General features: G+C 41.6%; 30 protein-coding genes. 26 read left to right on the top strand and 4 right to left on the bottom strand.

Annotated elements, in window-relative coordinates:
• Positions 1 to 79: 79 nt before the first annotated feature.
• From lepB to traN, 5 genes are read left to right on the top strand one after another with little or no spacing between them, the layout of a single operon-like run.
• Positions 80 to 553, top strand: coding sequence for a signal peptidase I (lepB, locus tag L5M28_RS05910; protein WP_263202724.1), 474 nt, complete (start codon positions 80 to 82; stop codon positions 551 to 553).
• Positions 540 to 1706, top strand: coding sequence for a TrbC family F-type conjugative pilus assembly protein (locus L5M28_RS05915; RefSeq protein ID WP_263202725.1), 1167 nt, complete (start codon positions 540 to 542; stop codon positions 1704 to 1706). The genes lepB and L5M28_RS05915 overlap by 14 nt, the downstream gene beginning before the upstream one ends.
• Positions 1703 to 1855 (top strand): hypothetical protein, encoded by a 153-nt coding sequence (locus L5M28_RS05920; protein ID WP_263202727.1) that lies wholly within the window; start codon positions 1703 to 1705, stop codon positions 1853 to 1855. Before L5M28_RS05915 ends, L5M28_RS05920 begins: the two co-directional genes overlap by 4 nt.
• A complete protein-coding gene (locus tag L5M28_RS05925; protein ID WP_263202729.1) occupies positions 1852 to 2883 on the top strand; it encodes a TraU family protein in 1032 nt (343 codons plus the stop codon). Before L5M28_RS05920 ends, L5M28_RS05925 begins: the two co-directional genes overlap by 4 nt.
• A gap of 6 nt (positions 2884 to 2889) precedes the next feature.
• Positions 2890 to 6264 carry a conjugal transfer protein TraN gene (traN, locus tag L5M28_RS05930; protein ID WP_263202730.1) on the top strand — a complete coding sequence of 1125 codons (3375 nt, stop codon included), beginning with the start codon at positions 2890 to 2892 and terminating at the stop codon, positions 6262 to 6264.
• Positions 6265 to 6309: 45 nt separating this feature from the next.
• On the opposite strand, the gene L5M28_RS05935 is transcribed toward traN, so the two are convergent.
• Positions 6310 to 7170: a hypothetical protein gene (locus tag L5M28_RS05935; protein ID WP_263202731.1), complete on the bottom strand. Its 861-nt coding sequence runs from the start codon at positions 7168 to 7170 to the stop codon at positions 6310 to 6312.
• A 244-nt stretch (positions 7171 to 7414) separates the two neighbouring features.
• Between L5M28_RS05935 and L5M28_RS05940 the strand changes: the two genes are divergently transcribed.
• From L5M28_RS05940 to L5M28_RS05980, 9 genes are all read left to right on the top strand, one after another.
• Positions 7415 to 9280: an ATP-dependent helicase gene (locus tag L5M28_RS05940; protein WP_263202733.1), complete on the top strand. Its 1866-nt coding sequence runs from the start codon at positions 7415 to 7417 to the stop codon at positions 9278 to 9280.
• Between the two features lie 1285 nt (positions 9281 to 10565).
• Complete coding sequence (locus L5M28_RS05945; protein ID WP_263202735.1) at positions 10566 to 11261, top strand: hypothetical protein; 696 nt, start codon at positions 10566 to 10568, stop codon at positions 11259 to 11261.
• A 69-nt stretch (positions 11262 to 11330) separates the two neighbouring features.
• Positions 11331 to 11708, top strand: coding sequence for a hypothetical protein (locus tag L5M28_RS05950; RefSeq protein ID WP_263202737.1), 378 nt, complete (start codon positions 11331 to 11333; stop codon positions 11706 to 11708).
• A gap of 491 nt (positions 11709 to 12199) precedes the next feature.
• The gene (locus tag L5M28_RS05955) at positions 12200 to 12874 is read left to right on the top strand and encodes a hypothetical protein (RefSeq protein ID WP_263185268.1); all 675 of its coding nucleotides are present in this window, start codon (positions 12200 to 12202) and stop codon (positions 12872 to 12874) included.
• Positions 12875 to 12949: 75 nt separating this feature from the next.
• Entirely contained in the window at positions 12950 to 13990 is a 1041-nt protein-coding gene (locus tag L5M28_RS05960) for an AAA family ATPase (RefSeq protein WP_263185267.1), read from the top strand.
• Between the two features lie 23 nt (positions 13991 to 14013).
• Positions 14014 to 14553 (top strand): hypothetical protein, encoded by a 540-nt coding sequence (locus tag L5M28_RS05965; protein WP_263202739.1) that lies wholly within the window; start codon positions 14014 to 14016, stop codon positions 14551 to 14553.
• Between the two features lie 77 nt (positions 14554 to 14630).
• Positions 14631 to 15746, top strand: coding sequence for a DUF3150 domain-containing protein (locus tag L5M28_RS05970; RefSeq protein ID WP_263202740.1), 1116 nt, complete (start codon positions 14631 to 14633; stop codon positions 15744 to 15746).
• A gap of 6 nt (positions 15747 to 15752) precedes the next feature.
• Positions 15753 to 17726, top strand: a complete 1974-nt coding sequence (locus L5M28_RS05975; protein WP_263202741.1) for a VWA domain-containing protein — start codon at positions 15753 to 15755, stop codon at positions 17724 to 17726.
• 319 nt (positions 17727 to 18045) lie between these two features.
• Complete coding sequence (locus L5M28_RS05980; protein ID WP_263202743.1) at positions 18046 to 19149, top strand: toprim domain-containing protein; 1104 nt, start codon at positions 18046 to 18048, stop codon at positions 19147 to 19149.
• Between the two features lie 31 nt (positions 19150 to 19180).
• Here the strand turns inward: L5M28_RS05980 and L5M28_RS05985 are convergent, their stop codons facing one another.
• Positions 19181 to 19498, bottom strand: a complete 318-nt coding sequence (locus L5M28_RS05985; RefSeq protein ID WP_263185262.1) for a hypothetical protein — start codon at positions 19496 to 19498, stop codon at positions 19181 to 19183.
• Positions 19499 to 19818: 320 nt separating this feature from the next.
• Here L5M28_RS05985 and L5M28_RS05990 point away from each other — a divergent pair, with 320 nt between their 5' ends.
• The 12 genes from L5M28_RS05990 (at position 19819) to L5M28_RS06040 (ending at position 25368) form a co-directional block, all read left to right on the top strand.
• Positions 19819 to 20346 carry a hypothetical protein gene (locus tag L5M28_RS05990; protein WP_263202745.1) on the top strand — a complete coding sequence of 176 codons (528 nt, stop codon included), beginning with the start codon at positions 19819 to 19821 and terminating at the stop codon, positions 20344 to 20346.
• A 194-nt stretch (positions 20347 to 20540) separates the two neighbouring features.
• Positions 20541 to 20957 carry a hypothetical protein gene (locus L5M28_RS05995; RefSeq protein ID WP_263202746.1) on the top strand — a complete coding sequence of 139 codons (417 nt, stop codon included), beginning with the start codon at positions 20541 to 20543 and terminating at the stop codon, positions 20955 to 20957.
• 23 nt (positions 20958 to 20980) lie between these two features.
• Complete coding sequence (locus L5M28_RS24200; protein WP_411569120.1) at positions 20981 to 21232, top strand: 2Fe-2S iron-sulfur cluster-binding protein; 252 nt, start codon at positions 20981 to 20983, stop codon at positions 21230 to 21232.
• A 10-nt stretch (positions 21233 to 21242) separates the two neighbouring features.
• Complete coding sequence (locus L5M28_RS06000) at positions 21243 to 21635, top strand: hypothetical protein (protein WP_263185259.1); 393 nt, start codon at positions 21243 to 21245, stop codon at positions 21633 to 21635.
• A 2-nt stretch (positions 21636 to 21637) separates the two neighbouring features.
• Positions 21638 to 21853, top strand: a complete 216-nt coding sequence (locus L5M28_RS06005) for a hypothetical protein (RefSeq protein ID WP_263185258.1) — start codon at positions 21638 to 21640, stop codon at positions 21851 to 21853.
• A 79-nt stretch (positions 21854 to 21932) separates the two neighbouring features.
• On the top strand, positions 21933 to 22298 hold the full coding sequence (locus L5M28_RS06010; RefSeq protein ID WP_263202747.1) for a hypothetical protein: 366 nt from the start codon (positions 21933 to 21935) through the stop codon (positions 22296 to 22298).
• A gap of 65 nt (positions 22299 to 22363) precedes the next feature.
• On the top strand, positions 22364 to 22600 hold the full coding sequence (locus L5M28_RS06015) for a hypothetical protein (RefSeq protein WP_263202748.1): 237 nt from the start codon (positions 22364 to 22366) through the stop codon (positions 22598 to 22600).
• Between the two features lie 70 nt (positions 22601 to 22670).
• The gene (locus L5M28_RS06020) at positions 22671 to 23213 is read left to right on the top strand and encodes a hypothetical protein (RefSeq protein WP_263185255.1); all 543 of its coding nucleotides are present in this window, start codon (positions 22671 to 22673) and stop codon (positions 23211 to 23213) included.
• A gap of 73 nt (positions 23214 to 23286) precedes the next feature.
• Positions 23287 to 23808 carry a hypothetical protein gene (locus L5M28_RS06025; protein ID WP_263185254.1) on the top strand — a complete coding sequence of 174 codons (522 nt, stop codon included), beginning with the start codon at positions 23287 to 23289 and terminating at the stop codon, positions 23806 to 23808.
• A gap of 11 nt (positions 23809 to 23819) precedes the next feature.
• Positions 23820 to 24710, top strand: a complete 891-nt coding sequence (locus L5M28_RS06030) for a DNA adenine modification methylase (protein WP_263185253.1) — start codon at positions 23820 to 23822, stop codon at positions 24708 to 24710.
• Between the two features lie 106 nt (positions 24711 to 24816).
• Positions 24817 to 25080, top strand: coding sequence for a Bor family protein (locus L5M28_RS06035; protein ID WP_263185252.1), 264 nt, complete (start codon positions 24817 to 24819; stop codon positions 25078 to 25080).
• Positions 25081 to 25140: 60 nt separating this feature from the next.
• The gene (locus L5M28_RS06040) at positions 25141 to 25368 is read left to right on the top strand and encodes a hypothetical protein (RefSeq protein WP_263202749.1); all 228 of its coding nucleotides are present in this window, start codon (positions 25141 to 25143) and stop codon (positions 25366 to 25368) included.
• 352 nt (positions 25369 to 25720) lie between these two features.
• On the opposite strand, the gene L5M28_RS06045 is transcribed toward L5M28_RS06040, so the two are convergent.
• Positions 25721 to 26332 (bottom strand): mobile mystery protein B, encoded by a 612-nt coding sequence (locus L5M28_RS06045; protein WP_014610887.1) that lies wholly within the window; start codon positions 26330 to 26332, stop codon positions 25721 to 25723.
• Positions 26329 to 26817, bottom strand: a complete 489-nt coding sequence (locus L5M28_RS06050; protein WP_263202751.1) for a mobile mystery protein A — start codon at positions 26815 to 26817, stop codon at positions 26329 to 26331. Before L5M28_RS06050 ends, L5M28_RS06045 begins: the two co-directional genes overlap by 4 nt.
• Positions 26818 to 26886: the final 69 nt, after the last annotated feature.

Here is a 26886-nt window from a genome sequence, read left to right on the forward strand (position 1 = left end):
AATAGCCGCTGAATGAAAACCTCCACTTCAGAACAGGCTTTAAAATTGACCCACAAGACAAGAATGTGGGCTAACGAAGTTGAAAAATGTTATCGCAAGTTTTTCGTTAATAGCAGCTGTCATATTGCTATTGGCTTCAAAATTTACTCTTGCAGTACCGTCTCAAGAATATTCATGTCTTTTTGCGCGATATTTCCTTGTTGATAAAACCAATATCACAATCAAACGAGATCGCTTAGTTGCTTTTAATCTGCCAGTTGATACGCCCTATTTCAAAATGGGGAGTCGTTGGATAAAGAAACTTGTCGGAGTACCGGGTGACAGAGTGATTGTGAGAATCGATGAGGTGCTTATCAATGGTAAGTCATATAAAAACAATATGCGGCAGTTGCTTATGAAGATTGAATTAGCTGAGTCAGCAATTACCAGAGAATTTGTTTTAGCTGAGGATGAATACTTTATGGTCGGTGAAACACCATTGTCTTATGACTCTCGTTTTTGGGGCGTAGTTCATGCTCGAGACATGATTGGAGATGCTTATGCAGTGCTATAAGAAATGGGCTATTGCGCTTTTTTTAGTTTTGGCGCCGTTCACTGACGCAAGATCGTTAGTGATAAAGCAAATCACGCCTGAGCAGGCTATCAAGATGGCCAAAGAGAAGGGGTGGTTGGAGGGGCTAAATTTGGCGGGTGAAGAAGCTGCCACACCAAAAGACGTTGAAGAGTTTTTAAATAACGCGCAAAAGCAGATAAAAGAGATAACCGATGATGCGCTGTCAACGGATGTCAATGTAACTCGTCCATCTTCTGTGACATTCATGTTTGTTAGTTTATCTATGCCTCGCGCTTCATTGATCGATGCGTTGAAAAATGCCGCCTCTAGCAACGTTACAGTTTATATCAACGGTATGTTTGAAGGTGATAAGAACATTTTAGATACGATGGCGCGTTTAGATGCAATGTCCAAAGATATGCTTTTTAAGCCGACGGTTAAATTCGGTCCTACATGGTTTAAAAAGTACAACATTCAGAGAGTGCCCGCTTTAGTCTATGACGATGCCAAGTCTCAAATCATGATGACGGGCATGACACAAATGGCATTTTTCAATGAAAAGGTCGCCACAGTTAAGCAAAGTGTTGATTTTGGGGCGTATGGGGCAACATTTCCCGTTAAAGAGTTGTCGCTGATAGAGCAAATCAAGCGCCGAATGGAAACGATTGATTGGGAGCAAAAGAAGCAAGCTGCTACTCAAAATTATTGGAAAAAGAGAGCGAAATACCCATTAGAGCTCGCAGCAAAAGATGATGTTTTTTATATCGATCCTACCGTAACTATCAAACGTGATGTCATTAATAGAGCAGGTGTTGTGCTTGCAAGAGCCGGTAGCAAATTTAATCCATTAGCAGAGATGCCAAATGCGTACCTTCGTCTCTATATTCTAGACCCCACCGATCCAAAGCAATTGGCATGGTTAGACACGAAAATGGAAAGTTTTGATTACCGTGACCAGATTATTATCAACCAATTAGATGTTGAACGAGGCTGGGATGGTTTAGCGGAGTTAAGGCGTCGCTATGGTCGTGATGTTTTTTTACTAGAACAAGAGTTGATCACTAAGTTTGCTTTAAAAGCAGTGCCTTCGATTGTGAGCATGGAAAATCATTTCATCAAAGTTAGCGAGTACAACGTGAGGGACAAACTATGAAGCTTGTCTTGTTGAGCTTAGGCGTAGTGGCCGGCATCTATATCAGTTGGGAATATCCCAATCTCGCTGAACAGATTTTTTATGGATTTTTGGAGTTTGCCAACTGGATGGGCGCGGCTATTACATCGATGATAGGAGGGGGGCGATGAAAGCATTTTTAAAATCGACAATGCTAATTTTGGCTTTGCTGACAACAGTTTCCACTCAAGCCGCGTCGCCTACAGATAATATCTGCAAAGATGCAGAGATCTGGACAAAAATCGTTGATCAAATCTGCTGGAGTTGTTTTACCGAAGGCTTTTCGCTCATGGGCATCGGGAAAAAGCCTGACGGTGCAACGAGCAACAACCCGTTCTGTACGTGTAACGATAACTTAGGCGTTCCATTTGCAGGGACAAAACTTTCATATTTTGCGCCACTTAGATTAATTGAGACTGTGAAGTTACCTTGGTGCTCGCCATCGCTAGGTGGGATAACACTTCAGGATGACTATACAGGAATGGGTAAAGTCAATGCGTCTCAGGGGGAGGGGTTTTGGCATAGTCATTATTTTGCGTTTCCTTTAATGGAAATGTTGGAGATTTTATATATCGATTGCCACCAAGATGGTTATATCGATCTTGATTTGATGTACCTCTCGGAAGTTGACCCAACTTGGAACAATGACTTATTGGCCCTAATGCTGTCGCCTGAAGCTATTTTGTTTGCGACACCCTTAGCACAACCTTGGTGCGCTTCTGATTGTGCGTTAATTTCTGCCGATGCTGCGCCTGAATCGACATTTGGTTGTGCAGGTTGTGATGGTCATCTTTATCCGTTTACAGGCAATATTAAAGGCCAAACAGACAATGTGGCTCAATCGAGTTTGATTGCCCAACGTATGATCAGTTCGCTCCATCGAAAAGGATTAGCAAAAAAAACCATGGGGGAAAATAGCGTGTGCAAAGCGCAGATAGCGCCATTTACACCGCGTTCTCAATATAAGTTCAGCATGATTTACCCACGAGCCGAAGCTGAGGAAGGAGCCAATATTGATAGCTGCTGTCATCCTTTGGGACAGTCTACAAATTTATGGTGTTTACCTGCTGGTGGACGAATGAGGCCGGGAATGGAAGATGCGGTATACATGCTGTGGCAGTTCAAAGAATGCTGCCTCACCCTTGGTTCGAGGGATTAGAATCGTATGATAGAAAAACACATATTCAAAACTATCTGCGTTTATTTCACTTCGGTTTGCATGCTCGGAAGTGGTTTGCATTGGGCCTTCTTTTTTACTTTAGTTGGTCAAATGGCGGCATTTGATGTGTATGCAGTTGATGATTTAAAAAAAGAACTAGATTCGAAATATCAGTTAAATACCGCCCAAAATGTTGATGGAAATAACCTATTCAACAAGATCATGACTAACAAAGATAAAGGGAGTCCATCATCGGTTAATGTAGAGAGTGAAGTGTTAAGTCGCCCTGCCGGTGCGGGAACGTCCTTAGATTTTTCAGGTTATCAAGAGATAGATTTCCATGATGAGTTTAAGAGTTATATGGGAGAAGGTATTCCACAAGGGGCGCCCAAAGCACCTTCTATGACGAATGGTGATATCGACGTAGAGTATTACGAAAAAGCTGGCGTAAAGTTTAATCGGGATGAAAATGGCCAGCTAGTGACGGAAACGATTGCCGTTAGTGAACGAGGGGCAAAAACAACCAGTATTAAAGCAAGCGAAGCTTTTACCAATCAACAAAATCGGCCTGACGAAGAGTTTAATGCACCAGGAAATTACGGTAACGAAAGTGATTATATTGACGATTTGAAAGTTCAATATGGGAAAACTTCAGACGGTAAAACGATGAGTTCGGAGGCATATCGAGCGATCATGAAGGGCGCAGAAGTAAATCCTGTGCCTAGAATAAAATCAAATGCTTACTTTCTTGGTAACACAAACAAAGCCATAAATGACGCTCAACGAGGGAAGGGGATTTGGTCACAGTCATGTGTTGATGAAACGGTTGTTGAAACAGAAATTAAAAATCTACCAGTTTGGGAACCCAAGATTTGCGCTCAGCCTAACCATCAGAATTTAGATTATTGCGAAGTAACCCGAACGCTTGAGTTGAACCCTGACTATATTGAGAATGAGACTCCACAATATGTAGAAAAATACACTCAAATACCAGAAGGCTGTGCTGAAAAAATTGGCTGGAAACCGTTGTGTCCCGATGAGGAATGTCAGCAGTTTGCAAATAAAATAGAGATGGAACCTACTGTGTTATTAGCGCAGTCAAGTAATCGATTAAAGGCAGATTTATTAAATACTCTTCGCTATCTTGATAGCCCTATCCAAAATACGTCAGCTCCCCCAAGCAAGATACAAGCAACTGTAAGAATAGATCATTGGGGAGGGGATACAACAGGAGTACCGAGATTCAAACCTGTTGTTGGGTACTTACATCTCATTGGTGACCAGGAATGGAGAGTTTTGAGTTGCGAGCGAACTCACTATGAATATTCTACGTGTCTAGTCGAACTCTTAGAACCGAATCCGTGTGATTCAGAAGCAGTTGAGTTTACTTATAATACGGGTTTCATTACACCTAAGGATAACATTGATTCAATTCGTTATGCTGGGCAGTATGGAATAACTTATGTGGTGATAAAGGATAACCTTCAATTTGAATTGTCTAATTGCCGTTCATTAGGTTCAATTCCACTTGGGTCTGTTTGGGAATGTAAGGCTACTTTGAGGCAAAATGAATCATGCAGCAGTAAAGTTTGTCCCATAGTACCAGCTTGTATGGCTTATAAGCCTACAGTTGAAGTTAACCCATTTTGTACATTTGATAAATGGGAAGTGATAGAGCAAAGCACAAAAAGCTACCCTCAAAGTGTCATTTCAAAGTTATCTAGAATGTTTGACGGTGACCCGAATCCTGAGCACATATACGATGAGAATAGCGATGGTACTGGTGGTTATCATGTCGGCACATGGAAAATTAATGCTAAAGGATATAGTTGTGACCCACTTAAAGGTAACCAATATTGTGCTGCAATACTAAACCCTGAAACGAATGAATTTGAAGAAAAATGTTTTACTTATGAAGAGTTAAAGGCAACTGAAGGTAGTTGTGAAATCTATAAGAACAACGCTCGATGTGAAAAAACGGGCACGAGTTGTGCTGAAGGTTGGAAAGATACTAAAACGGGCCTCTGTTATATGTTTAGTGATGATTATCGCTGTGATGTATCAGAGCCAATACAGACATCTAAAACGACAACGACCAATGTGTGCGCCTCTATGTTGCCTTGCATGGGAAATGACTGTGCCTATGGTAAAGAAGAAAAGAGCGACGACTTTGAGAAAGCTGTGCTCATGGCTTCAATCGCCCAATCTGTAGAAGATGACGCTGCTTGCGCTACTACTGATCCGTCTACGTGTGAAATCTTTCCCGGAGAATCGGAATATTGTTCGTGGGAGGTCAGTGGCATGGGCAACAATTGTTGCGAAGCGCCGTCGGGAATCAACTATCTTGAAATGGCCGCAATGGGCTACAAGATGATGCAGACTGAAACCTTCAAAAATGTATCATCGACACTTTCTGGCGGGGTTACCGATCAAATTGGGGGCTTATACACTGATTTTACTTCAATGTTAGTAGATGGCTGGAATTCAGGAGCTACTGCGGTCGTGGATTTTGCAAGTTCCATGATGGGCGATCCAGAGTTTATGCAAGGGGCCGTTGATGCAATCACAGTCGGCGGGGAAACTGCAGCAGATGGAATCGTAAGTAGTTTGATGCATCAAATGCAGCAGCAATTATATAACTTCCTTAATGACCTTTTACCTGATGCTTTAGCAGATATGTTGTTTGAAGAGGCTACCGCTGAAATGGTTGACCAAGGGGTTGCTCAAGCTGGTGACGTAGTTCTTTCTGAGGCAGCTAATACCTTTTTAAGTATTCTAAGCTTTGTCGGTTTAATTTATACCATCTATAACGTGGTAAAAATATTAGCGAACCTGCTAACTCAATGCGATAAAAATGAACAAGATATGGGGGTGAAACTGGCCCAAAAGCAATGTTTTGCTGTAGGGGGAAAGTATTGTGCAGAGAAGGTTTTAGGTGTCTGTTATTTGAGAAGGCAAGATTGGTGCTGTTACTCTTCAATGTTGTCGCGAATAATTGCAGACCAAGGTTCAAAGCAACTTGGTAAAGATATGGCGAGTTGCCCAGGCTTCACTATTGAAGAATTTGGACGAATTGATTTTGACAGACTGGATTTGTCTGAATGGTTATCCACAATGTATCAAGCAGACATATTATCAACTTCAGGCTATGACATTGAGCGCTTAACGGGTGATGGCAGAATGTATGGAAATTTATCTTGTGACGATGGCGATCCTAATTGCATTGAAATGAATAGAAAAAACGCAGACGAGAGAGCATTAGAGCAATTTGAAGGGGATGCAGATGGCGCCGCAAATCAGCTTAGAGATACATTTGATCCAAGCCAAATCGATTGTTCTGTCTATCCTCGACCAATGATATGTGAACTAGAAGGAAATTAAAGATATGGAGCTCAGGAGGTATTAACCTCCTGAGCTGTGCCGCGGTTACTGTGCTGAACCGTAATGTTTTCTAATCCAAGGATCAATGTCCATTAGTTGTTCTATTGATAAGGTTGTTGTTTCGGAAGATTTGGAGGGCTTGATAAAAGGATAGATTGTTTGGGAATTTGAAACGAACGGAAATTTTGTGCGATTTCTAATAACAGGAGAAAAAACATAATATTTTCCGTCTAAATCTAAAGATAAGCCTCTTCCTAAATAAAATTTTTCGTAACCAATGACAGCAAATAGGCCTGATTCTCCTTGCGGATTGACGGTGGCATATCTAAGAAGCTTTGGAATATCATGGTGAATGAAATTACACGTTGTGTCGGGGCTTTGATTCATTAACTCTCTATTTATTTTACAATTTTCACCATTAAAAGTTAGCTTGACGGAGCCATTTTCCACAGTCTTCATTTTAAAAACCAAATTACGTTTTGTTTGCGCCTCAGAAATTAATTCTTGCTCAATTTTATCGAATACTGCCTGTACATCACCTCGTTCAGTGACGGGGTAATAAACAACACCATAATACGTATGAAGAGGTTCATTTCCTTGATTGGTACCCAACATACTTAAAAATGCACCACCTAAGCCACCGCCATTCCCGAAACCAATGATCGCATCTGTTGCATAAGAACCTGCACCTGGGGTCGTGTCTGCGTCCTTCGGTCTATTTGCATCAGTTAAACCGTTATGGAATCCCAGTGAGCCATCGATGACGTTCATCGCAAAACTTTTGGCAGGGTCATAAACAAAGTCTTTATCGCTTTGTGGCTTGTAGGGGTCAGTTGAAGCGCAGCCCATAAGCAGTGCCGTCGCTAAAAGCGAAATGTATAAACGTTTTTTATTGAATAGGCTCATTTGTAATTCCTTGTTTTAATTTACTAATGCTAGAGTATCATCGTTTTTAATTACGGCAACATCGAAATATTAGGCTATTGAGACGTCTCCAAACGGAAGTAGTAGAACAACATTGGAGACAGTTTACGGCATACCGTGGCTACTAGATTTTGATTCAGGGCAGTAATTCGTCGCTGAATCAAGGTAGCGTCATTATTTCAGATGGTACTATCTCGATTCAGAAACTGGATTTGAGGATTTTTCGGTGGGTTTAAGTGACGAGCAAGCACGAGCTGTAAAAAGTAGCGATCAACACAATTTGATTGTTGCGCTGCCTGGCGCGGGAAAAACTTTTACCATGATTTCCTTTATTGAAAATTTGGTGCAAATACCAGAGAACAAAATCTTAGCTTTAACATTCACTAAAGCGGCGGCTGAGGAAATGAAATCCCGGATAGGGAAAAAAGTGATGGGATTACAGCGTAAACAGGTACACATATCGACATTTCACTCCCTCATCTTAAAGCAGACGCAACGACATCCCTATTTTTCAGGGAGAAAGTTGATTAATGGCAATACTGCAGATCGGGTGACAGCACATATTGCAGAGTCGTATAGGGTTGCACTCGATATTTCTGAAGAGGTTAATATAGTAGAAACTGTCACACATAGTAAAACGGGGAAAGAGTTCCGCGAGCCCAAAATTAAGATTACAGCAGTGCCTTTTCGGGTAGTCAGTAAATGGTTGTTAAGTGAATACATCGCCACGCCACACCATGAGGAAGTCGAGGTGGATTACAGCTATGTTTTTCCGCGAGGCATAGATGATTTTTACCAATACTACCTAGAGCAGTTGGCCAAGTTAAAATATTGGCCAATGGATGTCATGTGCGTTGAGATCACTCGTGCGTTGATGATGGGGGACATAGAGCCAATCAGCTGTACTCACCTGATTGTTGATGAGTATCAGGATACCGACAAAGTGCAGTATGAGTGGATTAAATGTCATGGGATAGCTGGCACAAAGCTCACCGTAGTTGGGGATGATGATCAAGCTATTTTCAGCTTCAGAGGTTCATTGGGCGTTGACGGGATGAGATTGCTGCAAGCAGACTTCGACGTTAATTATCATACGTTAAGCATTTGTTTTCGATGTGGTAATGAGATTTTAAGTGCGGCGGGGAATTTAGTTAGTTTTAACAAAGAACGTATTGAGAAAAATATGTTGTCAGGAGCCAAAGAGGATGGAGACGTGTATCTGCACGCATTTGTGGAGGCAGATGAGGAAATGATTCATTTAGGTGAAGGTTTGTTGGAGAACATAGGCAGATCTAGGGCTGTGTTGGCGAGAACAAACAAAGAGCTCGATGTGATAGAGAGTTACTTAACGTCGAACGATATCGAATGTAACCGTATGAATGGTTCGTCAATTTGGGAAAGTGATAATTTAAGGATTTATTTACATTTCATGGGGACAATTCTACAAGTAAACAGTGCTGAACATCTAACGCCCATACTGGTTTTATTGAATGAATCACAGGATAACATTCTAGAGATTACCAGCACTTTACAGGGGCTTGGTTTTGGTCATTGTGATGTAGATACAGCAAAGTGGCTTGAGATGACAATAAAGTTGTATCACTTATGCCAAGAGAGTTGGCACTTAGCGTCCACTACAGATACGGATAAAATGAGAGAACTGGTTGAGCATGTAAGTAATCAGTTTGGCGGGATTATGTCAAAAAGCGTGAAGGACTTTAGTTCGCTTTTCAGTGATATTTTAATAAGTATGAATGGCAATTCGCTTGCTAACCGCGTTGAAGCAATAGAAGAAATGTGTCGCCGGCGCAAGAAAAAAACAATGAGCAATGATGAAGTCGTATTAACGTCATTCCATGGCTCCAAAGGGCTTGAGTGGGATTGTGTTTGGCTGGTGGGGTTAGATGCAGATAACATTCCCCACAGAATGCCGAATGTTAAAATTAATGACGTTAACGTTGAAGAAGAGAGAAGATTGCTTTACGTAGCCATGACGCGTGCTAAAACCAGACTGAATCTATCTTGGGCGGGTAGCCCATGTAAATTTTTAACTGAAAGTTTTTCTGAAGAAGATTTGATGATGAACGTCTAATTTTTTAAAATGGTTATTGAAATTGCAAAAAACTTGATGTACTTTTTACCTGTAGTTTGCCTTTCGCTCACTACCATCAGAGATGATGACAATAGGGGTTCGCCCCCACATACAACCGCTAGCTGTGAGTTTAGCAACAATAAGGGTTAACGCCCTAGCGTAAACAGATGTGTTTACAAACCGCTATAAAGCCGACGATGTTCGGTTATTCAACCCAGTACACAACCTAATGACATCTCAATATCGCAATGTAAGATAGCGATATAGACAGGTGCTTTTAGCATGTGTATTTTTCAAGTTTCCTCAATCGTTTATCCCTATTTTTTTATTTCTGCCTCAAGGTAGTTATTTAAATTTTATATAAGCGCATGTCAGCTAAACATGGGAAAAATTAGCGATTAAATATCTTTCGAGGTATTTGATGACAAACGTGCGAGTTTTCCTCGAAATCAGACCACGTTTAACTCAATCTAACCCCAATTAAACAACCCCCCAAGGGACACATCATCCCTTGTGGATCATTGTGTTCTCTTGGTTTTATCGTCCCGGAGGACACACTATGGAAATCGCAATCATCGCTACTTTAATCATTCCAGCATTAATCATTAATCGCGTTATCGTTCAACCAATCCTTTGGTTTGCTGCGCGTTAACAATTTTGATGTTCTTGAGGCTAAATAACACCAAGGATTACCCGTTTGGGTAACCCTTTTTGTTGGCCTCTTCAAATATTCCTATTTGCGGTAGGGGCATTTGATGAGGTCAACAAACTAAAATATTAGGGTGGTTATTATGGAAATTATTATCGTGGTTTTAATGGCGATCCCAGCGTTGATTATCAACAAAGTTCTAGTTCGTCCATTGTTATGGATTATGGCTGGACGCTAATCACTATGAATAAAAAATGTTCGCGAAGATTAAATTCTTCGGCGGTAAAACCGCGAGTGGTGGGAAACCACCACTCAAACATTACAAATCCAAGTCGATTCGAGAGTCGATTTCGGTTTGTGAAGTTCCTCAATCGTTTATCCCTACTCATCTAATCTTTAAGCCTCTTTTGGCTTTGGAATATTTGATTATATAAGCGCATGTCAGCTCACCATGGGAAACCTGAGCGGCTATTTTCAGCAATGAGGATAGTGACCGGCATTAAGCAATATCAAAGCGATATTGATGATGTGAGAGCCATTTGGCTAACAACCTACCCATTGGGAGACACTTTTCCCTTTGGGAATATTTGTCTTTCCATTTTGGGTTTAACTACTTATTTGGAAGGACACATTATTATGAACAACTCTAATCAAGCAACTCGTCAAAACTCAATCGTTTTTACTGGCAATGTTTCTCAAGTTAAACCGTTGCAAAATGGTGGCGCTGCGATCTCGTTGGCATATAACGAAGGTTCAATGATTAATGGACAGTGGGAAACTAAGGACACGTTGTTCTTGGAATCCTACCTGCCTGCAAAACTGAATTTTATCCCGAATGTTGGCGATAAAATGACGATTTCAGGGTTTATGGCATCGAACAATTACCAACCGCAAGGTGGTAAGAAAAAGTTTGGAGTAAGAGTTGTTGTGAATGAAATTATTGAGTATTCCCCTAAACAGGCTTCTCAGCAACAACATGCACCACAACAGCAATATGCTCCACAGCAACATGCACCACAGCAAGGTAGTTACCAAAATCGACCTGCACCGCAGAATGCTCCACAGCAACATGCACCACAGCAAGGTAGTTACCAAAATCGACCTGCACCGCAGAATGCTCCACAGCAACATGCACCGCAGCAAGGTGGTTACCAAAATCGACCTGCACCGCAGAATGCTCCACAGCAACATGCACCGCAGCAAGGTGGTTACCAAAATCGACCTGCACCGCAGAATGCTCCACAGCAATATGCACCGCAGCAAGGTGGTTACCAAAATCGACCTGCTCAACAGCAAGGCGGCTTCCAAAATGGAGGTGGCTTTGGTCATTAATTAACTTCAACCCTAGTGGGAAATCTTTCCCACTAGGGCATGGTTTCGCCATTTTAATCAGGAGAAATCATGAAAAATTTGAAAAAAAAATACACTAACAGTCTCAATACTCTAGGTATTGGCCTGTTCTTCCTTGGTACTAACAATCTTGCTAGTTCTACTGTTGTCACGGTAGGTTACTGTTCGATGGTTGTACTTGGATTGTCGCTAATGTTTAGTCATTTTGCATTAACGCTTATTGATGGTTGGAAGTTAGGGGGTATCCATAACGCGATTTCTTCAATTTTGGTAACATATTTACTAGATATTGGAGTGGCGTTGCTCGGTGTTTACCAAGGCTTTTCTCCAATGGTAAGTGCAATAATGCTGGTGTTAGCGGGAAACCTTATTGTTTTGCATTTTGGTTTGATTTGGTTACTGAATAAGTATAACGGTGGGTCGCCTTGAACACTGTTAATTGCTCGAAATTGAATCAAGTGCTAAAATTTAAGGTAAGGACATCCTTATGAGTAACTACATAGTGTCACCTGAAACGTTTATTTTGTATTCATTAGCTGGTTTTTCTGTTGCGACTTTAATGCTCGTAGCAGTAGGTTGTTTCGCCATCAGGCAAGATAAAAACAAACAACCTAATAAATAACACAGTTATAAACAACTTACCCTTGAGGGACACTCCCTCAAGGGCTTGTGTTCCTCTAAATTTGGAGAGAAACACATGAACAATCGAAAAACTTTATCTTCTCAGGCCGCTTACTTGCGTAGACGCAAGCAGAAGATATTAAAAAAACTTAAACAAATTCACGATACCAAACGATCTGACGCAAAGTTTGCTAAAACTTCGCGCCTATTGTCGCGTACTGACTCTGAAATGAGCCAGCTCATGAATTCAGTTAACTAATCTAAATATTTACCACACCCATGCGGGAAACACCCCCGCTATGGGACTGGTGTTTTCTCGCGATCCTGGAGGATACACCATGCGCCAATCAAATTCTCAAAATGGACAGCCTTTTTGGTCTGATCCACAAACCATTCACCACCAATTAGACAGCGACATTGTAGCCTCGATGGTTAGAGGTAACGAGAAATGCAGTTTGATGATGATGATGGACCCACACTTTGAACCCAATAAAAATCTTTATCACATCAAATGGACTAAAGATGAAATCAACACTCTTTTAGAAGGGATGTTGGTGCGGTCTTTAGAAGTTTTACGCAATGCGGAGCCATCTAACGTCCTCTTTAAAGAAGAAGTTTTATGGCAATCTACACCGCAATTTGCAGAGATTTGTCGTTTGATGCACCTAGATCCATCCGTAATTCGGTATGAGATCAGGCAGATAATGTCCCGGTACGGCAAGCAAGTAGAATTTGACTTACTTGCTGAGTTTACTCACTGGGTAGATTTTTTTGCTGTGGAATTCAAAGAGAAAATTGGTGTAAAAGTGGTAGAACAAAATTTGTTCAAAATTTTACTTCAACATTGTGATGGCCAATATGAACTCACTACTCTGCTAAAGCAGATTGGTGAACTCATGGACGATTTGTATCTCGCAGGCTACAGCCGTAACGAGATGGTTAGTCTTTTCGCTGTCTCAATTAATAAAGCTTAACCAACCCCCAATGGGCGCACTTATTTCCCATTGGGGATAAGTGCGCCTCTTTACTTAGTCCTGGAGGACGCACTTATGTCAGTAACACAATTAAACACAACATCAAACAGCGTAGTCGATTACTCAGAAATGGAGCAGGTGGCAGCACAAGCGATTTTCCCTGAGTTATTCGAGCAAGGCAGCACAGCAATGTTAAAACGCCGCAAGCACCGTCACCCTGATTGTATTTCATCGAATTCGATGTATGTACCTGATGCAGAAACGGCAAAACTTGCTTTAGTTTGGCTTATGGCACCGAAGCAGATGCTAAGTCTAGGTCTGCAAGGACACACTGGGACGGGTAAAACCGAGCTAGCGTTGTACTTAGCAGACAAGCTAAATCTCCCTATCTATATCGTAAAAATTCATGCTCGCATGAATCCACAAGATCTGGAGGGGAGCTATGTGCTTGATGTGGAAAATGGCCAAACGGTCACACGGAAAGAATACGGCCCAGCAGCCAAGGCTTACCTAAATGGTGGGATTTTGTTGTTGGACGAGTTTGATAAGGCTAGTGGTGAGCTCACGTCAGCAATGCATTTGCTTGTTGAAGGAAAACCATGGCCACTGGAAATGTTCAAAGAAACGATACAAAAACATGATCAATGCTTCTGTATTGGCACAGCAAACACCTATGGGGCTGGTCACGACGAGCGTTACATTACGTCAAACCAGATGGATAGTGCATTTTTGAGTCGCTTTATGTGGCTTGAAACGCACTATCCAAACATAGTTCAAGAGTCAATAATCCTTGAAAAGTTTGCGCCGCGGTTACCGCTTCATCTTCGCAATGATGCTATCAAGCTAGCAAACGCATTTCGCGATGCTGCGCTTGGAGTTAATCGTGATGGTAATGTGGATGATCCGATTCAGTGTATATTTTCAACTCGTGTGCTGGTCGCTTGGGTTTACTATATCCAAGCTTTTGGGGCGTTTCGCACTTTAAAACAATCTCTTGATTCAGTGTTTTTAAAGTCGGTTCCTGCCGATGACGCTGACATTGCTAATGAGATTGTGAACAAAATATTTGGCGATGACATCAATAAACCACTGAAAGAAATTCTTGCAAAAAAGTAATAATACCTGCGGCAAGTATCGACTTGGACACTTTGCCTTCTGGCTTAGTGTTTGAGGCGTTTAATGAAAACTCTGAGAATTGGGGCGACGGATCACGTTGGTTCGCTCGCTCTAAAGACGATGGGTTTGTTGTAGGTATCGTGCGAGAAGGCAAGCCCATAGTGGTATCTATTCGTGATGGTAACAGCCATACACCGGCTGGGATCATTAAGAGTTATAGACACTTAGTAAGCGAAATTATAGATGGCAACATTGAATTGAAATTTGCTAACTATAGAACCACATTGCTGACAGTGGAACATACAAATTTAAACTTCACATTGTTTCAACAGCTCTGCGGAAAGAAATGGGCGATAAGCTCATATACTGGCAGTGCAAACGACAAAGTGGTTGTCATGTTCAAAAATGAACAAACGCTAGACCAATGGGCGCTGTATGAAACTGACATTGATTTATCAGTACCAGCAGGCGTCGCTAAACGAGATAAGTTAATCAAGTCCAAGTTAAGTAAAGGCTATGTAGCCGATACACTTTGGGCTTATAGCTCTCTCATCAAACTTTAAAATTACCCAACCCATAAGGGATACACTCTATCCCATATGGGTAGATGTATCCCTTTTTTGTCCTAGGAGGACACATCATGGATACATCAACATCAACAAATCAAGCATTAAACACCACAACTGAAATCTGTTCGCGTCTGACGCAACTGGAAGATGGTGTGTGTGTAGTTAACGTCATTACACTTGCCGCTTGCGGTGAGAAAGCACTTCCGAAGGTGAAAGTGGAGCTCGATGGAAAACTAGAGGATTCGGACTCTATTAAAGGGGCGAAAATCCGGTGGTTTCCAAAAGAGCCGCTTAACTTTGTAAGCAAAGCGAAACAGGCAATCAGTCGTACTTTAAATGCTTACGGTGTTCGTTGGGGTGACATGACAATCGTGCCTTTGGCTCGTTTGGGTGAGCTCCAATGTGAGATCGCGGCAATCGAAGCTGATTGGAAGTTGTCGCTCGATGACATGCTTGATAATTACGATAGCCTTGTAAGTGATTGGCAAATGTCTAACTTGGATGTTGCAGATATTATGCGACGTTACACGTTAGACAGAAATGAGTTTGGCGGTCGATTCAAAATGAAGATGTTGCCCCCGGTAGCATTTAATCCATTGATTGCTGACGGTGACACTGAATCAGCTGAAGAACTTGCCGAGGACATACTAGACAATCTTTATGAAGAAGTCTCAAAGATGGCTAGCGATATTTATGATCGCTCATTCTTTGTTGCTGACGCATCAGGTCGAAAAGTTGCTCGAACCAAAGCTAACAGACGGATCAAAGATTCGTTTCAACGCTTAATTTCTAAGTTGCAAGGCTTATCATTTCTCGATAGCAATATCGAAAAAGTGGTAGCGCAAACGAATGAAGTTCTGGATTCCATGCCGAAAGCTGGCTGGATTGAAGGTGCTAATTTGGCAAACTTGGCGCGTTGGACGTTGGTTATGTCAAATCCGGACATGCTGAAGAATCATGCTTCTAATGAGTTTCTGTTAGAAGAGGAGCCTGAAGTAATCGTGGATGATTTTGGCGTATTAGGGGAGACAGTTTCAACCAGTTTAGATGAAGATCTAACAGTGTTTGAATCCGAACCTGAAAAAAATCCAGATCCATTGTCTGCTGAAATTTCAGTAGATAATTCATTTGGAGTAGCAAATCTAGATCAAGAGCAAGATGATTTTAGCTTTGGTCTTGGATTTTAAACCCCAATGGGAGTACATCTGTCCCATTGGGGGATCGGTGTGCTCCTTTCAAGTCTCTTGGAGGACACACCGATGGCTACACAAACTAAAGCAAAACTACTGAGGAAATACAATAATATCAGTAGAGTGCTTACAACCAATAACGATCTAACTATCCAGTTTTCCGGGAATCAAGCTTATTATGTTCCAGGTCTGATTAATTTGCCTGCGGGTGATTTTAGTGATGATGATTTTATCACTATGTCTCTGGGGTTTTGCGATCACGAGCTTGGTCATGAAAACTACACCGACTTAAACTGGTATGAGCTTGCGTCCCAAAGATCACAGTATCTTCAAAGTCTACTTAACGCCCTTGATGATGTTCATCAAGAAAAGCGTTTAATGGCAGACTTTCGCGGCACCAAAACCACATTGCGTAAGCTTGTAGAGCTTTGCAAAGTAAAAGGTTTGTTTCCACCGATACCTGAAGATGCACCAGTACCTAGTCTATTACACGCATGGGTATTGATGAAGGGACGTTGTTACTTAGAACAACCCGTAACCGACTTGTTTAATCAAGCCGATTCTGCTGTGTTGGCTAAGTTTGGAGAGCAATTTTATAGAGATCTTCATTCACTCTTAGACGGCTCAATATTAGATGGCTTAACAAGCACTGAACAGTGTTTTAAAGCCGCCGAATCAATATATGAGTTATTGATTGAATGGGTGAAAGATCAAAACGTTGAACCAGAAGATGACTCAAGCGACTCTGACGATGCCAACGGCTCAGATGATAGCGAAGGTGACTCAAGCGAYTCWGACGATGTCAACGGCTCAGATGATAGCGAAGGTGGCTCAAGCGACTCTGACGATGCCCACGGCTCAGATAGTAGCGAAGGAGACTCAAGCGATTCAGATGATGCCAAGGGCTCAGATGATARCGAAGATGACACAAGCGACTCTGACGATGCCAACGGCTCAGATGATAGCGAAGATGACTCAAGCGACTCTGACGATGCCCACGGCTCAGATAGTAGCGAAGGTGACTCAAGCGATTCAGATGATGCTAACGGCAATGGCAAAGTTACTCAACAAACTCCCAATGGTACTCAAGAATTTGTATTAACTGAGAAAGTCTTGGACATGCTTCAAGAAATTGAAGATTTTGACGATGATTTTCATGAGAAGTTAGCCGCAGCTATTGAGGAAATGGTCAAAGATAATCTAGATGATGGAGGTTTTTTTGCGTTACCTATCAGCAAAAGAAACCATCAAGTTAGCCTATTGAACAGGCGTTACATTAGTGAAAACTGTCGAGGATTAATCGCGAAGCTTAAAAATCCATTAAAACGGATTTTTCACGACCAAAACTACGTCAACAATTCATACAAAAACAGAGGTAAAAGCATAAGTTCATCTCGTCTAGCGAGTGTGGGCGTAGGCAATTCCAAAGTTTTTGATAGTGAAACCATTCATCGTTCACCGAATGCGGCCATTGCTTTAATGGTCGACAAGTCAGGCTCGATGCGAGAAGCCGACATGATCATGGCCAACAGCGTTGCTTACTCGCTAAGCACAGCTTTAGATGGTATTCACGGTGTTGAATCCATGGTTGGGTATTATCCAGTGAGCGATGACTCGAGTGGTCAATATAAGGTTGCAGTAGTAAAACCATTTGGAGAGAAAAAAAGCCAAGCAGCATTCAATATGAATTCTGATGGGGGAACACCGACCGCAGAAGCGATCACAACCGCAGTATCGTACTTAGTGATGAGATCGGAACCAAGAAAGTTACTGTTCGTGATTACCGATGGAGATCCAAACAGTGAGTCTCAGACCGAGCAAGCGATTGCAGATGCATTGGCGTTAGGTGTAAAAGTCTTTGGAATTGGCATCAACGCCCGCGTTACTGGATTTTCAGAATCAGATTTTCAGGTGATTCATTCAACTGACGAACTGGTTAATGCGTTAACCAAAGGACTAAAACACGCTTTTAATTAGCGTAAAACAGATTTATCAACCCAAGGGGGTCTACTTTTCCCCTTGGGGATTAGTGTGCTCCCACAAAAATGCCTTGGAGGGCACACTATGGAAAAGCTAATCACAGAAAAAAGAGCGAGTGGGTGTATTGCTGTTTACGAAGTTCGTAACGGCAAAAAGATACTTATAGGGGCCTCATGGATAATGAGCCCTCTTCTAAAACGGTAACAACAACAAGCACGTCTTAATGGCGTGCTTGTCCATTTGCTTGCGGAAACCACCAAAGTTTCTTCTTGCGAGGGAGTTTTGGGGTTTCCGTAGGCAAAATTAGGAGAATATTATGTATCAACCTACTCAATCTAAAATCAAAAAAGTAAAAGTACTTGTTCAACAACATGGTGGCTGGCGCAATATATTCGAACGTTTCAGTGGTTTAAAATTCGCTATTGATCGATATCCTGCGCAAGTGCCATGCCCACAATCAGGAAATGGAAACACCGTGTTTCGTCTGGTTAAAGGTTGGGAAGAAACAGGACAAGCATTTCACAATCAAGTTGGAAAACTAACTGACGGATTGAATGTTATTGCATTTTATCTTAACTGCTCTATTCGAGAAGCTGCAGATGAAGTATTGCAAATCACGGGAGATGACTACCGTGGCATCAGTTCCAAAGAAGTATCAGTTCAACTTAACCGAGAAAAAGCACAGCGTTCTGAATACTGTAGTAAAGTGGAAAAAGATAAACGATTAATGGCGTTGCAGAAAGTATACCTCGAGGCTATACCTGCTCATCGTTCAGAAATCGCAATGAATTATTTCTACAGTCGGGGGTTAACTTTGACTACTGAAGAGGTTCATCGTTTTTCTCACTCATTGGGTTTCCATCCGGGACTTGATTATTACTGTACAGAAAATAAAGCGTTTATCGGCAAATTTCCTGCCTTACTTGGAATCTTTAAAAGTAAGAACGGCAGCAATTTAACGATCCATCGTATCTATTTGAAACCCGACGGCAGCGGTAAAGCTGAAGTCAGCAATCCTAAAAAGTTATTGAGCCCTCCCGATTACATGGGTGGTGGTGCATTTCGTTTAGGGGAGCCGATGCCGCTTACGGGTGGAGGCAAATACATTGGTGTAACCGAGGGGATTGAAACAGCGCTCGCGCTCTACAATGCCAACCGATTGCCATGCTGGTCGTTATATAGTGACACCGTACTTGCACTATTTGAACCGGATTCTGACATCACACATGTCGGTATTTGGGCAGATAGAGAGCCAAGTGGTGCAGGACTGTCTTCGGCAGAAAAGTTGAAGGCGAAATTGAAGGACCGAGGGATTAAATGCCAGATTTATTATCCTGAGTTTCTTAACACAGAAAAAGAAGATTGGTTGGATGTGTTTAACGCAGATCCTACGCTAATCCCAGGCTATATAGCCAGTTGATTATCTCTGTTACCTAGTCCCTTTGTAGGGGCTAGGTAACTGGGTTATCCATCACAAAACGCATTAATTCAGTGCCTTTTGCGATGGATAACCTTACTAAAATTTTTATTGTGGAGAAAATAATCATGGCAAATTCAGAATTCGTGCAGGGCATATTTGACACCGACTCATGCATATTGACGATCAGTTCTAAATTAACGCGCTCATTTAAAGTTGGGAATGACATTTCACAACTTGATAGCGATACCAGAATTGAACGATTGACAACGTGGGCCAGAAAAAAATTACTCATAAGCGATAAAGGAATAATAGCTGAAATTTGAAACTGTGGAGAGGCGGCGACTCGCAAGATAGCCGCCTCATAAACCCAAGTCGATTCGAGAGTCGATTTTGGTTTGTGAAGTTCCTCAATCGTTTATCCCTACTCATCTAATCTTTAAGCCTCTTTTGGCTTTGGATCATTTGATTATATAAGCGCATGTAAGCTCACCATGGGAAACCAGAGCGGCTATTTTCAGCAATGACTATAGTGACCGGCATTAATCGATATCAAAGCGATATGGATGATGTGAGAGCCATTCGGCTAACTAACCCACCCATCGGGAGACATTCTTTCCCTTTGGGAATTATTGTCTTTTCGGTGGATTAATAACTACTGGAGGACACATTATGAACAATTCTACTTATTTAGGATTTGAAACTTTTGATAAAGCACAATACAACCATTTCATTATCGACAATGTTGTAGACCATGATGGATATAGAAGCCAAGAAAAATGTCCGAATTGTGGTCAAAATTCATCCAGACGTGATTTTGAGGCTTGTCATAGTGGAAGTGTCAATCAACATTATACTTTAGATTGTGAACACTGTGGATTTCATAGTTGTGATCGAGATGTGTGTCATAAATGTGAATACCCATTTGAGGATGACAAAGTATATAACGAAGTATTCATGTACCAGCATGATTTAGAAACCTTGGTATCCATCGCTTTGGATAATCTTAATGTCGAAGATAACAAAGTATTTGATGACATCAAAACAATGATTTATCGAGAAGACAATGAAATCGATTATTCTCGGTTTTATTTTACGGATAGATTCACTTATCGGTTCAATTTCATGAGTTATCTATTAATAGAGATTATGGATAGAAGATTCGACATTTGGCTCGACCATTTAGATGACACCTTTTAAACCATAAATACAACCTACCCATTGGGAGATATTCTTTCCCTTTGGGAATTATGTCTTCCAAATATATACCTGGAGGACAAAATATTCTAAACCAATACCGTTAATGCTGCCTTAGCAGCGTAACAATAAATTCAACCCTTGGGGGATCACTGCCCTAGGGCTGGTGGTTCCCTGTCAAACATGGATCCACAATTATGACAACACTAGAAGTTACAACAGAAAATCTTGAATATGAGTTCAACGATAAGACTCAGCAGTCACTCTATAAACAAAAGCTTGCACTGCAATTTGATGATTGGCGATTGAACATTGTTTATTCAGGATATTTAAGCTGGGGAGCACAGTGGCATTCAGATTACGATGACTCATCGTACCTCGATGCTAGCTTCAAGGTTAAAAGTATTACTCACGCTGACAATAATGTTTGCACAGAGGGTTTTAGCTTCGGTAGTAAACTGTGCAGTTTTTTGGAAAAATGTGTTAACGCAAAAGAGGATACAAACCATACCAATGATGGTCGCTTGACATTTTTATTCGATTTTTCAATGGAAATTGACAATATAGTCAGAGAACTAGAGTCGGTAGTAACTCAGGCAGGCGTAACAGCTTGAACTGTAAACTAACCCAAAACTGGGTGCATAATGAGAATTATCTTGTTGCGCCACTAAGCGAATCGGCATTAAAAATCGAAGAAAACATTGAACTAAGAAACCTCCCCAACAAATTAAAATTTGATTGCAAAAGTTGTTTCTGTGGTCAATGTAAATCGAAACTAATCAGCGGCAAAGTCAGTCTCATTCAATCTCCGATAGCAATGTTGGATGAAGATGAAATTCTGCCTTGTTGCTGTAAATCAATCACCTCGATTGTCATACAACAACTTTAAGGAAGCTATTATGCAAAACATTGTGATAGATAACCTCCTTATGATGGAGTTGATCAAGGCGTTAGGAAATATTCTGACGGCTGCGGTGCCATCAACTGTGGCGTATTACATCGGTAGAAAGGTGATAAATGAACGTAAATTACAGAGCAAGCTGGACACCGCTTTAGGTGATATAGCCTTCTTATTAATGGTAGAGAATTTTCATTGTCGAGAGCATCTTCTGACCCAAGGAAAAAGCAACAAACTAAATATACGTTATTGCGTCAAGCAAGAAACAAATTTGGTTTGGAGTGGTCGTAACACTTTGTCGAGAATAGAGAAAGCCGTCGTGCAACAGCAAGATGGCGTTATCGTCAAAATGGACAAGCCTGTACGACCGGCCAGAATGAAATCGAGGTACTAAACATGGAAATACTACTAAAGATAGAATTGCAGGACTTAGTAAAGCAGTTCCGCGAGTATGAAGCTGACTGTAATAAACGTTCGGATGCCGATGAGGGAGCGAGAGCCTTTCAATTCTGTGCAATAGCACTGGAAGAGACGCTTAGGCGCCACGGAGTCCATATTGGTCAAACAATTGAGTGTGGATCTGTGCAAGCAGCTCGCATCTCTTTTGATTAACTAAAAGAAAACTAACCCCACTAGGGCATATCACCCTAATGGGTCGGTGTGTCCTTCAAATAAATCGGAGAGACACACTATGAAAGAACTTATCAAATTATTGCCACTACATCTCAAGTCATTAGATGCTCAATTAATGGCGCATACCGGCGATGGGTTTGGGTATCGCAGCTTTCATAATGAAGGCGACGAGTCCTTACTTACGCCAGCCGGCATTTTGGTCCACAAAAAGTCGCAATTGCGCTTTGAAGTCCCCCTTCCATCATTCACTGTTGAACAGTTTGAAAAAATACCGTTTACGGGCGTATGGAAGACAGAAAGGGATGATCTCGAATGTTGGGCAGATATCAGGCATGAGTATGTGGGTAAGAGAACCCTTCTTTCTCATGAGAATGGAAAGACGGTCTTACTGATAGAAGATAAGCACTTTAAAATTCACAACTAACCCCGTAGGGCATATCACCCTATAGGGTCGGTGTGTCCTTTTAGTTCTACTTGGAGAGACACACTATGAAATTATGGCAATCCATTGCAATGTCAGTTGTTTTTGTTGCTATAACCAACGTTCCAAAGCTATTTGAGGAACCGGATTTTAATTCAACAGATGACATTGGAAACGCAAAACGAAGCGGTTTTGCAATAAAAATAGATAACTTAACTGGATGTGAATATCTAATTGCTCCGTTTGCTGGCTTAACGCCACGAATGGATAGCGATGGGAAAACGCAACTAGGCTGCTATCACTAACCTTTACAATCCCGTAGGGCATATCACCCTATAGGGTCGGTGTGTCCTTTAATTTTTAATGGAGCGACACATGATAAAAGCACATGTTATCTATTCTAAAATCCAACAAGAATCTAAACTGCATGGTTGGCCTTTAACTCATAGAGGCGATCTTGAAAGTGATGAGATTTTGTTGAAACGGGCGGAAATTGAAACGCCAAATAGAGAGTATATTTGGATACTTAGAGATGGCGGTACTTGCCTTATTCCTCTTTACGAGGGAATAGACCCGGTACATGTCGAAAACTGGTCTGATGGGCGGTTTTATCACGCTGTAGACGACAAACTTAATAGTATCCCTAAGGCGATGGCTTTTAGTTTGATTAAAGAGCCGCCGTTTAACATTAAATCGTGTACGTCATTACCAATGCTGGTAGATAAGATGGATCGATTGTTAGGCTCGCCTTGGTCTCAAAACGAGACGTTTTCTCTTCACAATAGTAGCACCAACTTAGCTTCGTGGGAGTCGTGGAAAAGAGCGTTTAATGAAAGCGGTAATCAGCTTATGGTTGATTTTATTGCGGACGTTCAGCGTCACGCCACAACACTAAATAAGATGCGTTTGGTCGCTTAATTCTTGTAACTACCCCAATGGGCATAACTTCCCATTGGGAGGTTGTGCCTTCAATGTCTTTGGAGGACACATCATGTTATCTCAACATCAAATCAACAAACAATTGAAGTATGAACAATTTAAAGCAGAGATTGCGTTAGAGTCACTAATACCTTGTGATTTTAAGGTCGGTGACTTTGTTACGTTAACCAATATTTATAATGTGTTCATTAGAAAGCCGAAGCAAGTTATCGGGTTTGATAACGATAGCGATTTACCAGAACGTTTTATCTATACCGATGGTATTGATGATGCATATTGGTTTGCTAGCGCTCCTAGCCAATTGCACAAGGTTGAAACAACAAGTACTGGTTGTATATTGGTACGCGAATTAACGCCGCAAACTTTGTATCAGTTTGAAATAACGCTAATTGAAGAAGACCAAGATTGGACTCGACTAGCTTTTGAAAACGAACTGCATTGTGTGTGGCGGAATGATTCAACACTGGAGCTAGTGACCTATTGTGAAGGAGACATAATCTGGACCACTGCGTTAAACAAAGAGATGTACCGAGCTGAGATTTTCATAACGGTTTCATTTTTTAACGAATTATGAGGGACTAGGTTATGTTTACGAGTTCTATAGCGTCATATCCTGATCGTGGTCCTTTTGGTGACAACAAGTATCGCGGAAATTGTTCAGGTCATATCGTTGCTGATTTGATCGACAATTATCTGCCTGCTGGTGGCTTGTTCGTAGATCCTGCTGTCGGTGGCGGAACCTCGCAAGAGGTTGCTGCATCGAAAGGTGTGCGCTTCTTTGGCACCGATCTGCATAGTGGGTTTAATCTGCTAGTCGATGACTTATGTTCTACCGTTGGTGAAAAGGCTAATTTAGTCTTTTTCCATCCCCCATACGGCAGCATGATCCAGTATAGCGGTCATATGTGGGGTAACGAGCATAAACATGATATGAGCCGGTTGTCTGATGATGATTTTAGAGCTGCGCTGAAACTGGCGTTGCATAATATCTCGGACGCTACCCTCGCTGGTGGTCATTACGCAGTATTAATGGGTAATCACCGACGGAAAGGAGTCTATATCAACTGGTCTTCGATAACAGAAGCGCTAGCTCCTGATCCTTTGGTCGACGAAATAATCAAGCTTCAGCATAACGTAGTAAGCAATTCCTCCACTTATAACAATCGTGGGAGAACGCCGCTTGTACGCATCATGCACGAAAAGTTGCTTGTTTTTAAAAAGGCTAAAAACATTAACGCTGTAAGCAGCCTTGAGCAGTACGTTCAAAATATTGAGAACAGCTTAACTCAAGAATTGTTAGCAACACTTAGACGAGTGATGCAATGCAGAACATGGAGCGAGCCTGAAATATTGTCACTAATATCAAATGTTTATACTAAAACAAGTTTAAATATAGATTGGCAAGGAATAGTGCAAAATTTGTTATCGAGTCACCATTTTGTCAACCAAAACGGGCGCTATCGACTCGCTTATTAGTTTCGGCTTTCGAACTGATTAAAACGATTAATTAACCCCATAAACACCCGCAGGGACATTCTTACCCTGTTGGGGTCAGTGTGTCTCTGTAATCTGGAGAACACACATGATTATTCCAACACTTTCAGAAAATGCTCATTTGGCACTGGCGAAACTTGCTGGTGGCTCCCGAATCACTCGTGTACATACACAATGGAAACCGGGGAATTCACTAACAAACGTCGTTACCTATGGGATTAGAGACAAACAAACTGTAATGCATATTCTACGAACAGGTAGAGAGTGTGTTGCATTCGAAGTCAAACAACTTGAAAGTTATTCAATGAGCCTTGCTATAAAACAAGCTCGAGAAATTCTTGATGAAGTTTAATCCCAAAGTAAAAAATGTAGATTTTTTGAATAAACAACCAAAACAATAGGTGGATTAATAATGATCGTCACTAGACCTATTCACAACGGGGAACCAGATTTATTAGTTGGTTTTGAGTGCTTAACGCTAATTATCCAGGATTTAGATGGAAATGAAGTTGCAAAAGTATCAGCCCCCAACGGCCATTGGACTCATGATGCATTAGAATCGTTAGATATCTACGCATATAGTCCTAATGGTTGGAATGCTTATCTGGATAACCACTGGATAGGTAGTTCAGAAGTATAAACCACCAAAAACCACGGCTATGCCGTGGTTTTTTTTTGCGTATTTTGGCTTCCCTTGTCGCTAAGGGCATCGGCTAAACGCCACGGAATCGATGTCTTTTGTGTGAGTAGAATAAGTTTCATACTGAGTATTAAAGTATCATACTTAAATGGCAGCGATCAGAGTACACTGCCTTTTCTAAAACGTTTATGTCCAAAAGTTACTTAGAATTGTCGTTGTGGTGTACTCCATTTCTGGGGACAATGGGGGTTGTTTTGGTGAGCTTGCTCTCTGTACAAAGAAAAGAGGCTTACGTTCCAGCCTCTTTTAACTATCCACACTGTAATTGTATATTTAGCTCTTAACGCTTGGTTTAAGTCACATTCCCTTTCGCCTGAAGATATTGAATTAAAGGCGCATAATCGCCGGCATCAGCTTGGCGTAAGCTCGCAATGTACTCACCCCGCTCTTGGCTTTGTTTATCCAAATCTGTATTGGACCAAACTAAAGGCTTTTGTTTGAGTAGTACCATTCGTATGTAGTCCGTCATCACGCGCGAGTGACGTCCGTTGCCGTTAGGAAAAGGGTGAATTTTAACTAACCTGTGCTGTATCCGGGCCGAGAGTTCTAGGCTGTCATAGTGTTCAAACTCAATCCAGCATTTGATGTCTTCCAGTAAGTTGTGTAAATCTGGCCGGATATTCAGCGGATCTACACCAATGTTCAACTCTCGGTGACGGTAGCTGCCGGCCCATTCCCACACATCACCAAGCAAACGTTGATGCAACTCTTCCACAAACGCCATAGAAAGAATGTCATCCATGCTGGTTTTAGGCGTCGTGGCTAACCAACTCAACCCTTGTAGTATGTTGGCATTTTCAAGCTCATTAAGCTCTTCGCGAGTCGTGATGTGATCAAATTTCAGCCCGGCAACATCATCGGCATTTAGTTGGGTTGCGCCCTCTGGYTCAACAAACAGACTCATTGGTATTTCTCCTGCAAACTGACTTTCCACAAATCTCGGGTGCTGCCCGATTTAATCTCATTGGCTAATTGAACCAGCGCTTGCTGTTGTTGCTCTGAGGTTAACTGCTGTGCTTCTAAAAACATCGATTGGTGGCTCATGGCCAAACGCTGCTTGGCCAACTCCATAGCGCGCGCTTCTATCATGTCATCAATCGACTGACGCGGAATAATCGCATAAACYAGTTCGGCATCGAGCCCGCTCGCCAGTTGTTTAAGTTGTTTGAGTGTGATGGTTTCATCGGCTTCTTTACGCTCCAATATGGAGACTTGATTACGAGAGAGATTAAGACGTTCACCTAATTGCGCGCCCGACATCCCCAAGGCCTCACGGATACTGCGCACCCAACCATTTTTCGGCGGTTTAGGCACAGATAAACCGAGTAAAGCGCTGATTTTTGCTTTGACTTGCTTGAGTGCAACGGCATAGACACCGGATTTTTTCATAATTTTGTATCTCTAATTAAATACACTACAACGACAATAGTATCTAATTTTGCATACATTATAAAGATT

The organism is Shewanella sp. SW32, assembly GCF_025653365.1.
GTDB lineage: Bacteria > Pseudomonadota > Gammaproteobacteria > Enterobacterales > Shewanellaceae > Shewanella > Shewanella oncorhynchi.

Bases quoted from the DNA above. Each gene is read 5' to 3' on its own strand.
- L5M28_RS05915 (WP_263202725.1), top strand. From the start codon at position 540: ATGCAGTGCTATAAGAAATGGGCTATTGCGCTTTTTTTAGTTTTGGCG.
- L5M28_RS05920 (WP_263202727.1), top strand. From the start codon at position 1,703: ATGAAGCTTGTCTTGTTGAGCTTAGGCGTAGTGGCCGGCATCTATATC.
- L5M28_RS05925 (WP_263202729.1), top strand. From the start codon at position 1,852: ATGAAAGCATTTTTAAAATCGACAATGCTAATTTTGGCTTTGCTGACA.
- traN (WP_263202730.1), top strand. From the start codon at position 2,890: ATGATAGAAAAACACATATTCAAAACTATCTGCGTTTATTTCACTTCG.
- L5M28_RS05935 (WP_263202731.1), bottom strand. From the start codon at position 7,170: ATGAGCCTATTCAATAAAAAACGTTTATACATTTCGCTTTTAGCGACG.
- L5M28_RS05945 (WP_263202735.1), top strand. From the start codon at position 10,566: ATGAACAACTCTAATCAAGCAACTCGTCAAAACTCAATCGTTTTTACT.
- L5M28_RS05950 (WP_263202737.1), top strand. From the start codon at position 11,331: ATGAAAAATTTGAAAAAAAAATACACTAACAGTCTCAATACTCTAGGT.
- L5M28_RS05955 (WP_263185268.1), top strand. From the start codon at position 12,200: ATGGGACTGGTGTTTTCTCGCGATCCTGGAGGATACACCATGCGCCAA.
- L5M28_RS05960 (WP_263185267.1), top strand. From the start codon at position 12,950: ATGTCAGTAACACAATTAAACACAACATCAAACAGCGTAGTCGATTAC.
- L5M28_RS05970 (WP_263202740.1), top strand. From the start codon at position 14,631: ATGGATACATCAACATCAACAAATCAAGCATTAAACACCACAACTGAA.
- L5M28_RS05980 (WP_263202743.1), top strand. From the start codon at position 18,046: ATGTATCAACCTACTCAATCTAAAATCAAAAAAGTAAAAGTACTTGTT.
- L5M28_RS05990 (WP_263202745.1), top strand. From the start codon at position 19,819: ATGAACAATTCTACTTATTTAGGATTTGAAACTTTTGATAAAGCACAA.
- L5M28_RS05995 (WP_263202746.1), top strand. From the start codon at position 20,541: ATGACAACACTAGAAGTTACAACAGAAAATCTTGAATATGAGTTCAAC.
- L5M28_RS06000 (WP_263185259.1), top strand. From the start codon at position 21,243: ATGCAAAACATTGTGATAGATAACCTCCTTATGATGGAGTTGATCAAG.
- L5M28_RS06005 (WP_263185258.1), top strand. From the start codon at position 21,638: ATGGAAATACTACTAAAGATAGAATTGCAGGACTTAGTAAAGCAGTTC.
- L5M28_RS06010 (WP_263202747.1), top strand. From the start codon at position 21,933: ATGAAAGAACTTATCAAATTATTGCCACTACATCTCAAGTCATTAGAT.
- L5M28_RS06015 (WP_263202748.1), top strand. From the start codon at position 22,364: ATGAAATTATGGCAATCCATTGCAATGTCAGTTGTTTTTGTTGCTATA.
- L5M28_RS06020 (WP_263185255.1), top strand. From the start codon at position 22,671: ATGATAAAAGCACATGTTATCTATTCTAAAATCCAACAAGAATCTAAA.
- L5M28_RS06025 (WP_263185254.1), top strand. From the start codon at position 23,287: ATGTTATCTCAACATCAAATCAACAAACAATTGAAGTATGAACAATTT.
- L5M28_RS06030 (WP_263185253.1), top strand. From the start codon at position 23,820: ATGTTTACGAGTTCTATAGCGTCATATCCTGATCGTGGTCCTTTTGGT.
- L5M28_RS06035 (WP_263185252.1), top strand. From the start codon at position 24,817: ATGATTATTCCAACACTTTCAGAAAATGCTCATTTGGCACTGGCGAAA.
- L5M28_RS06040 (WP_263202749.1), top strand. From the start codon at position 25,141: ATGATCGTCACTAGACCTATTCACAACGGGGAACCAGATTTATTAGTT.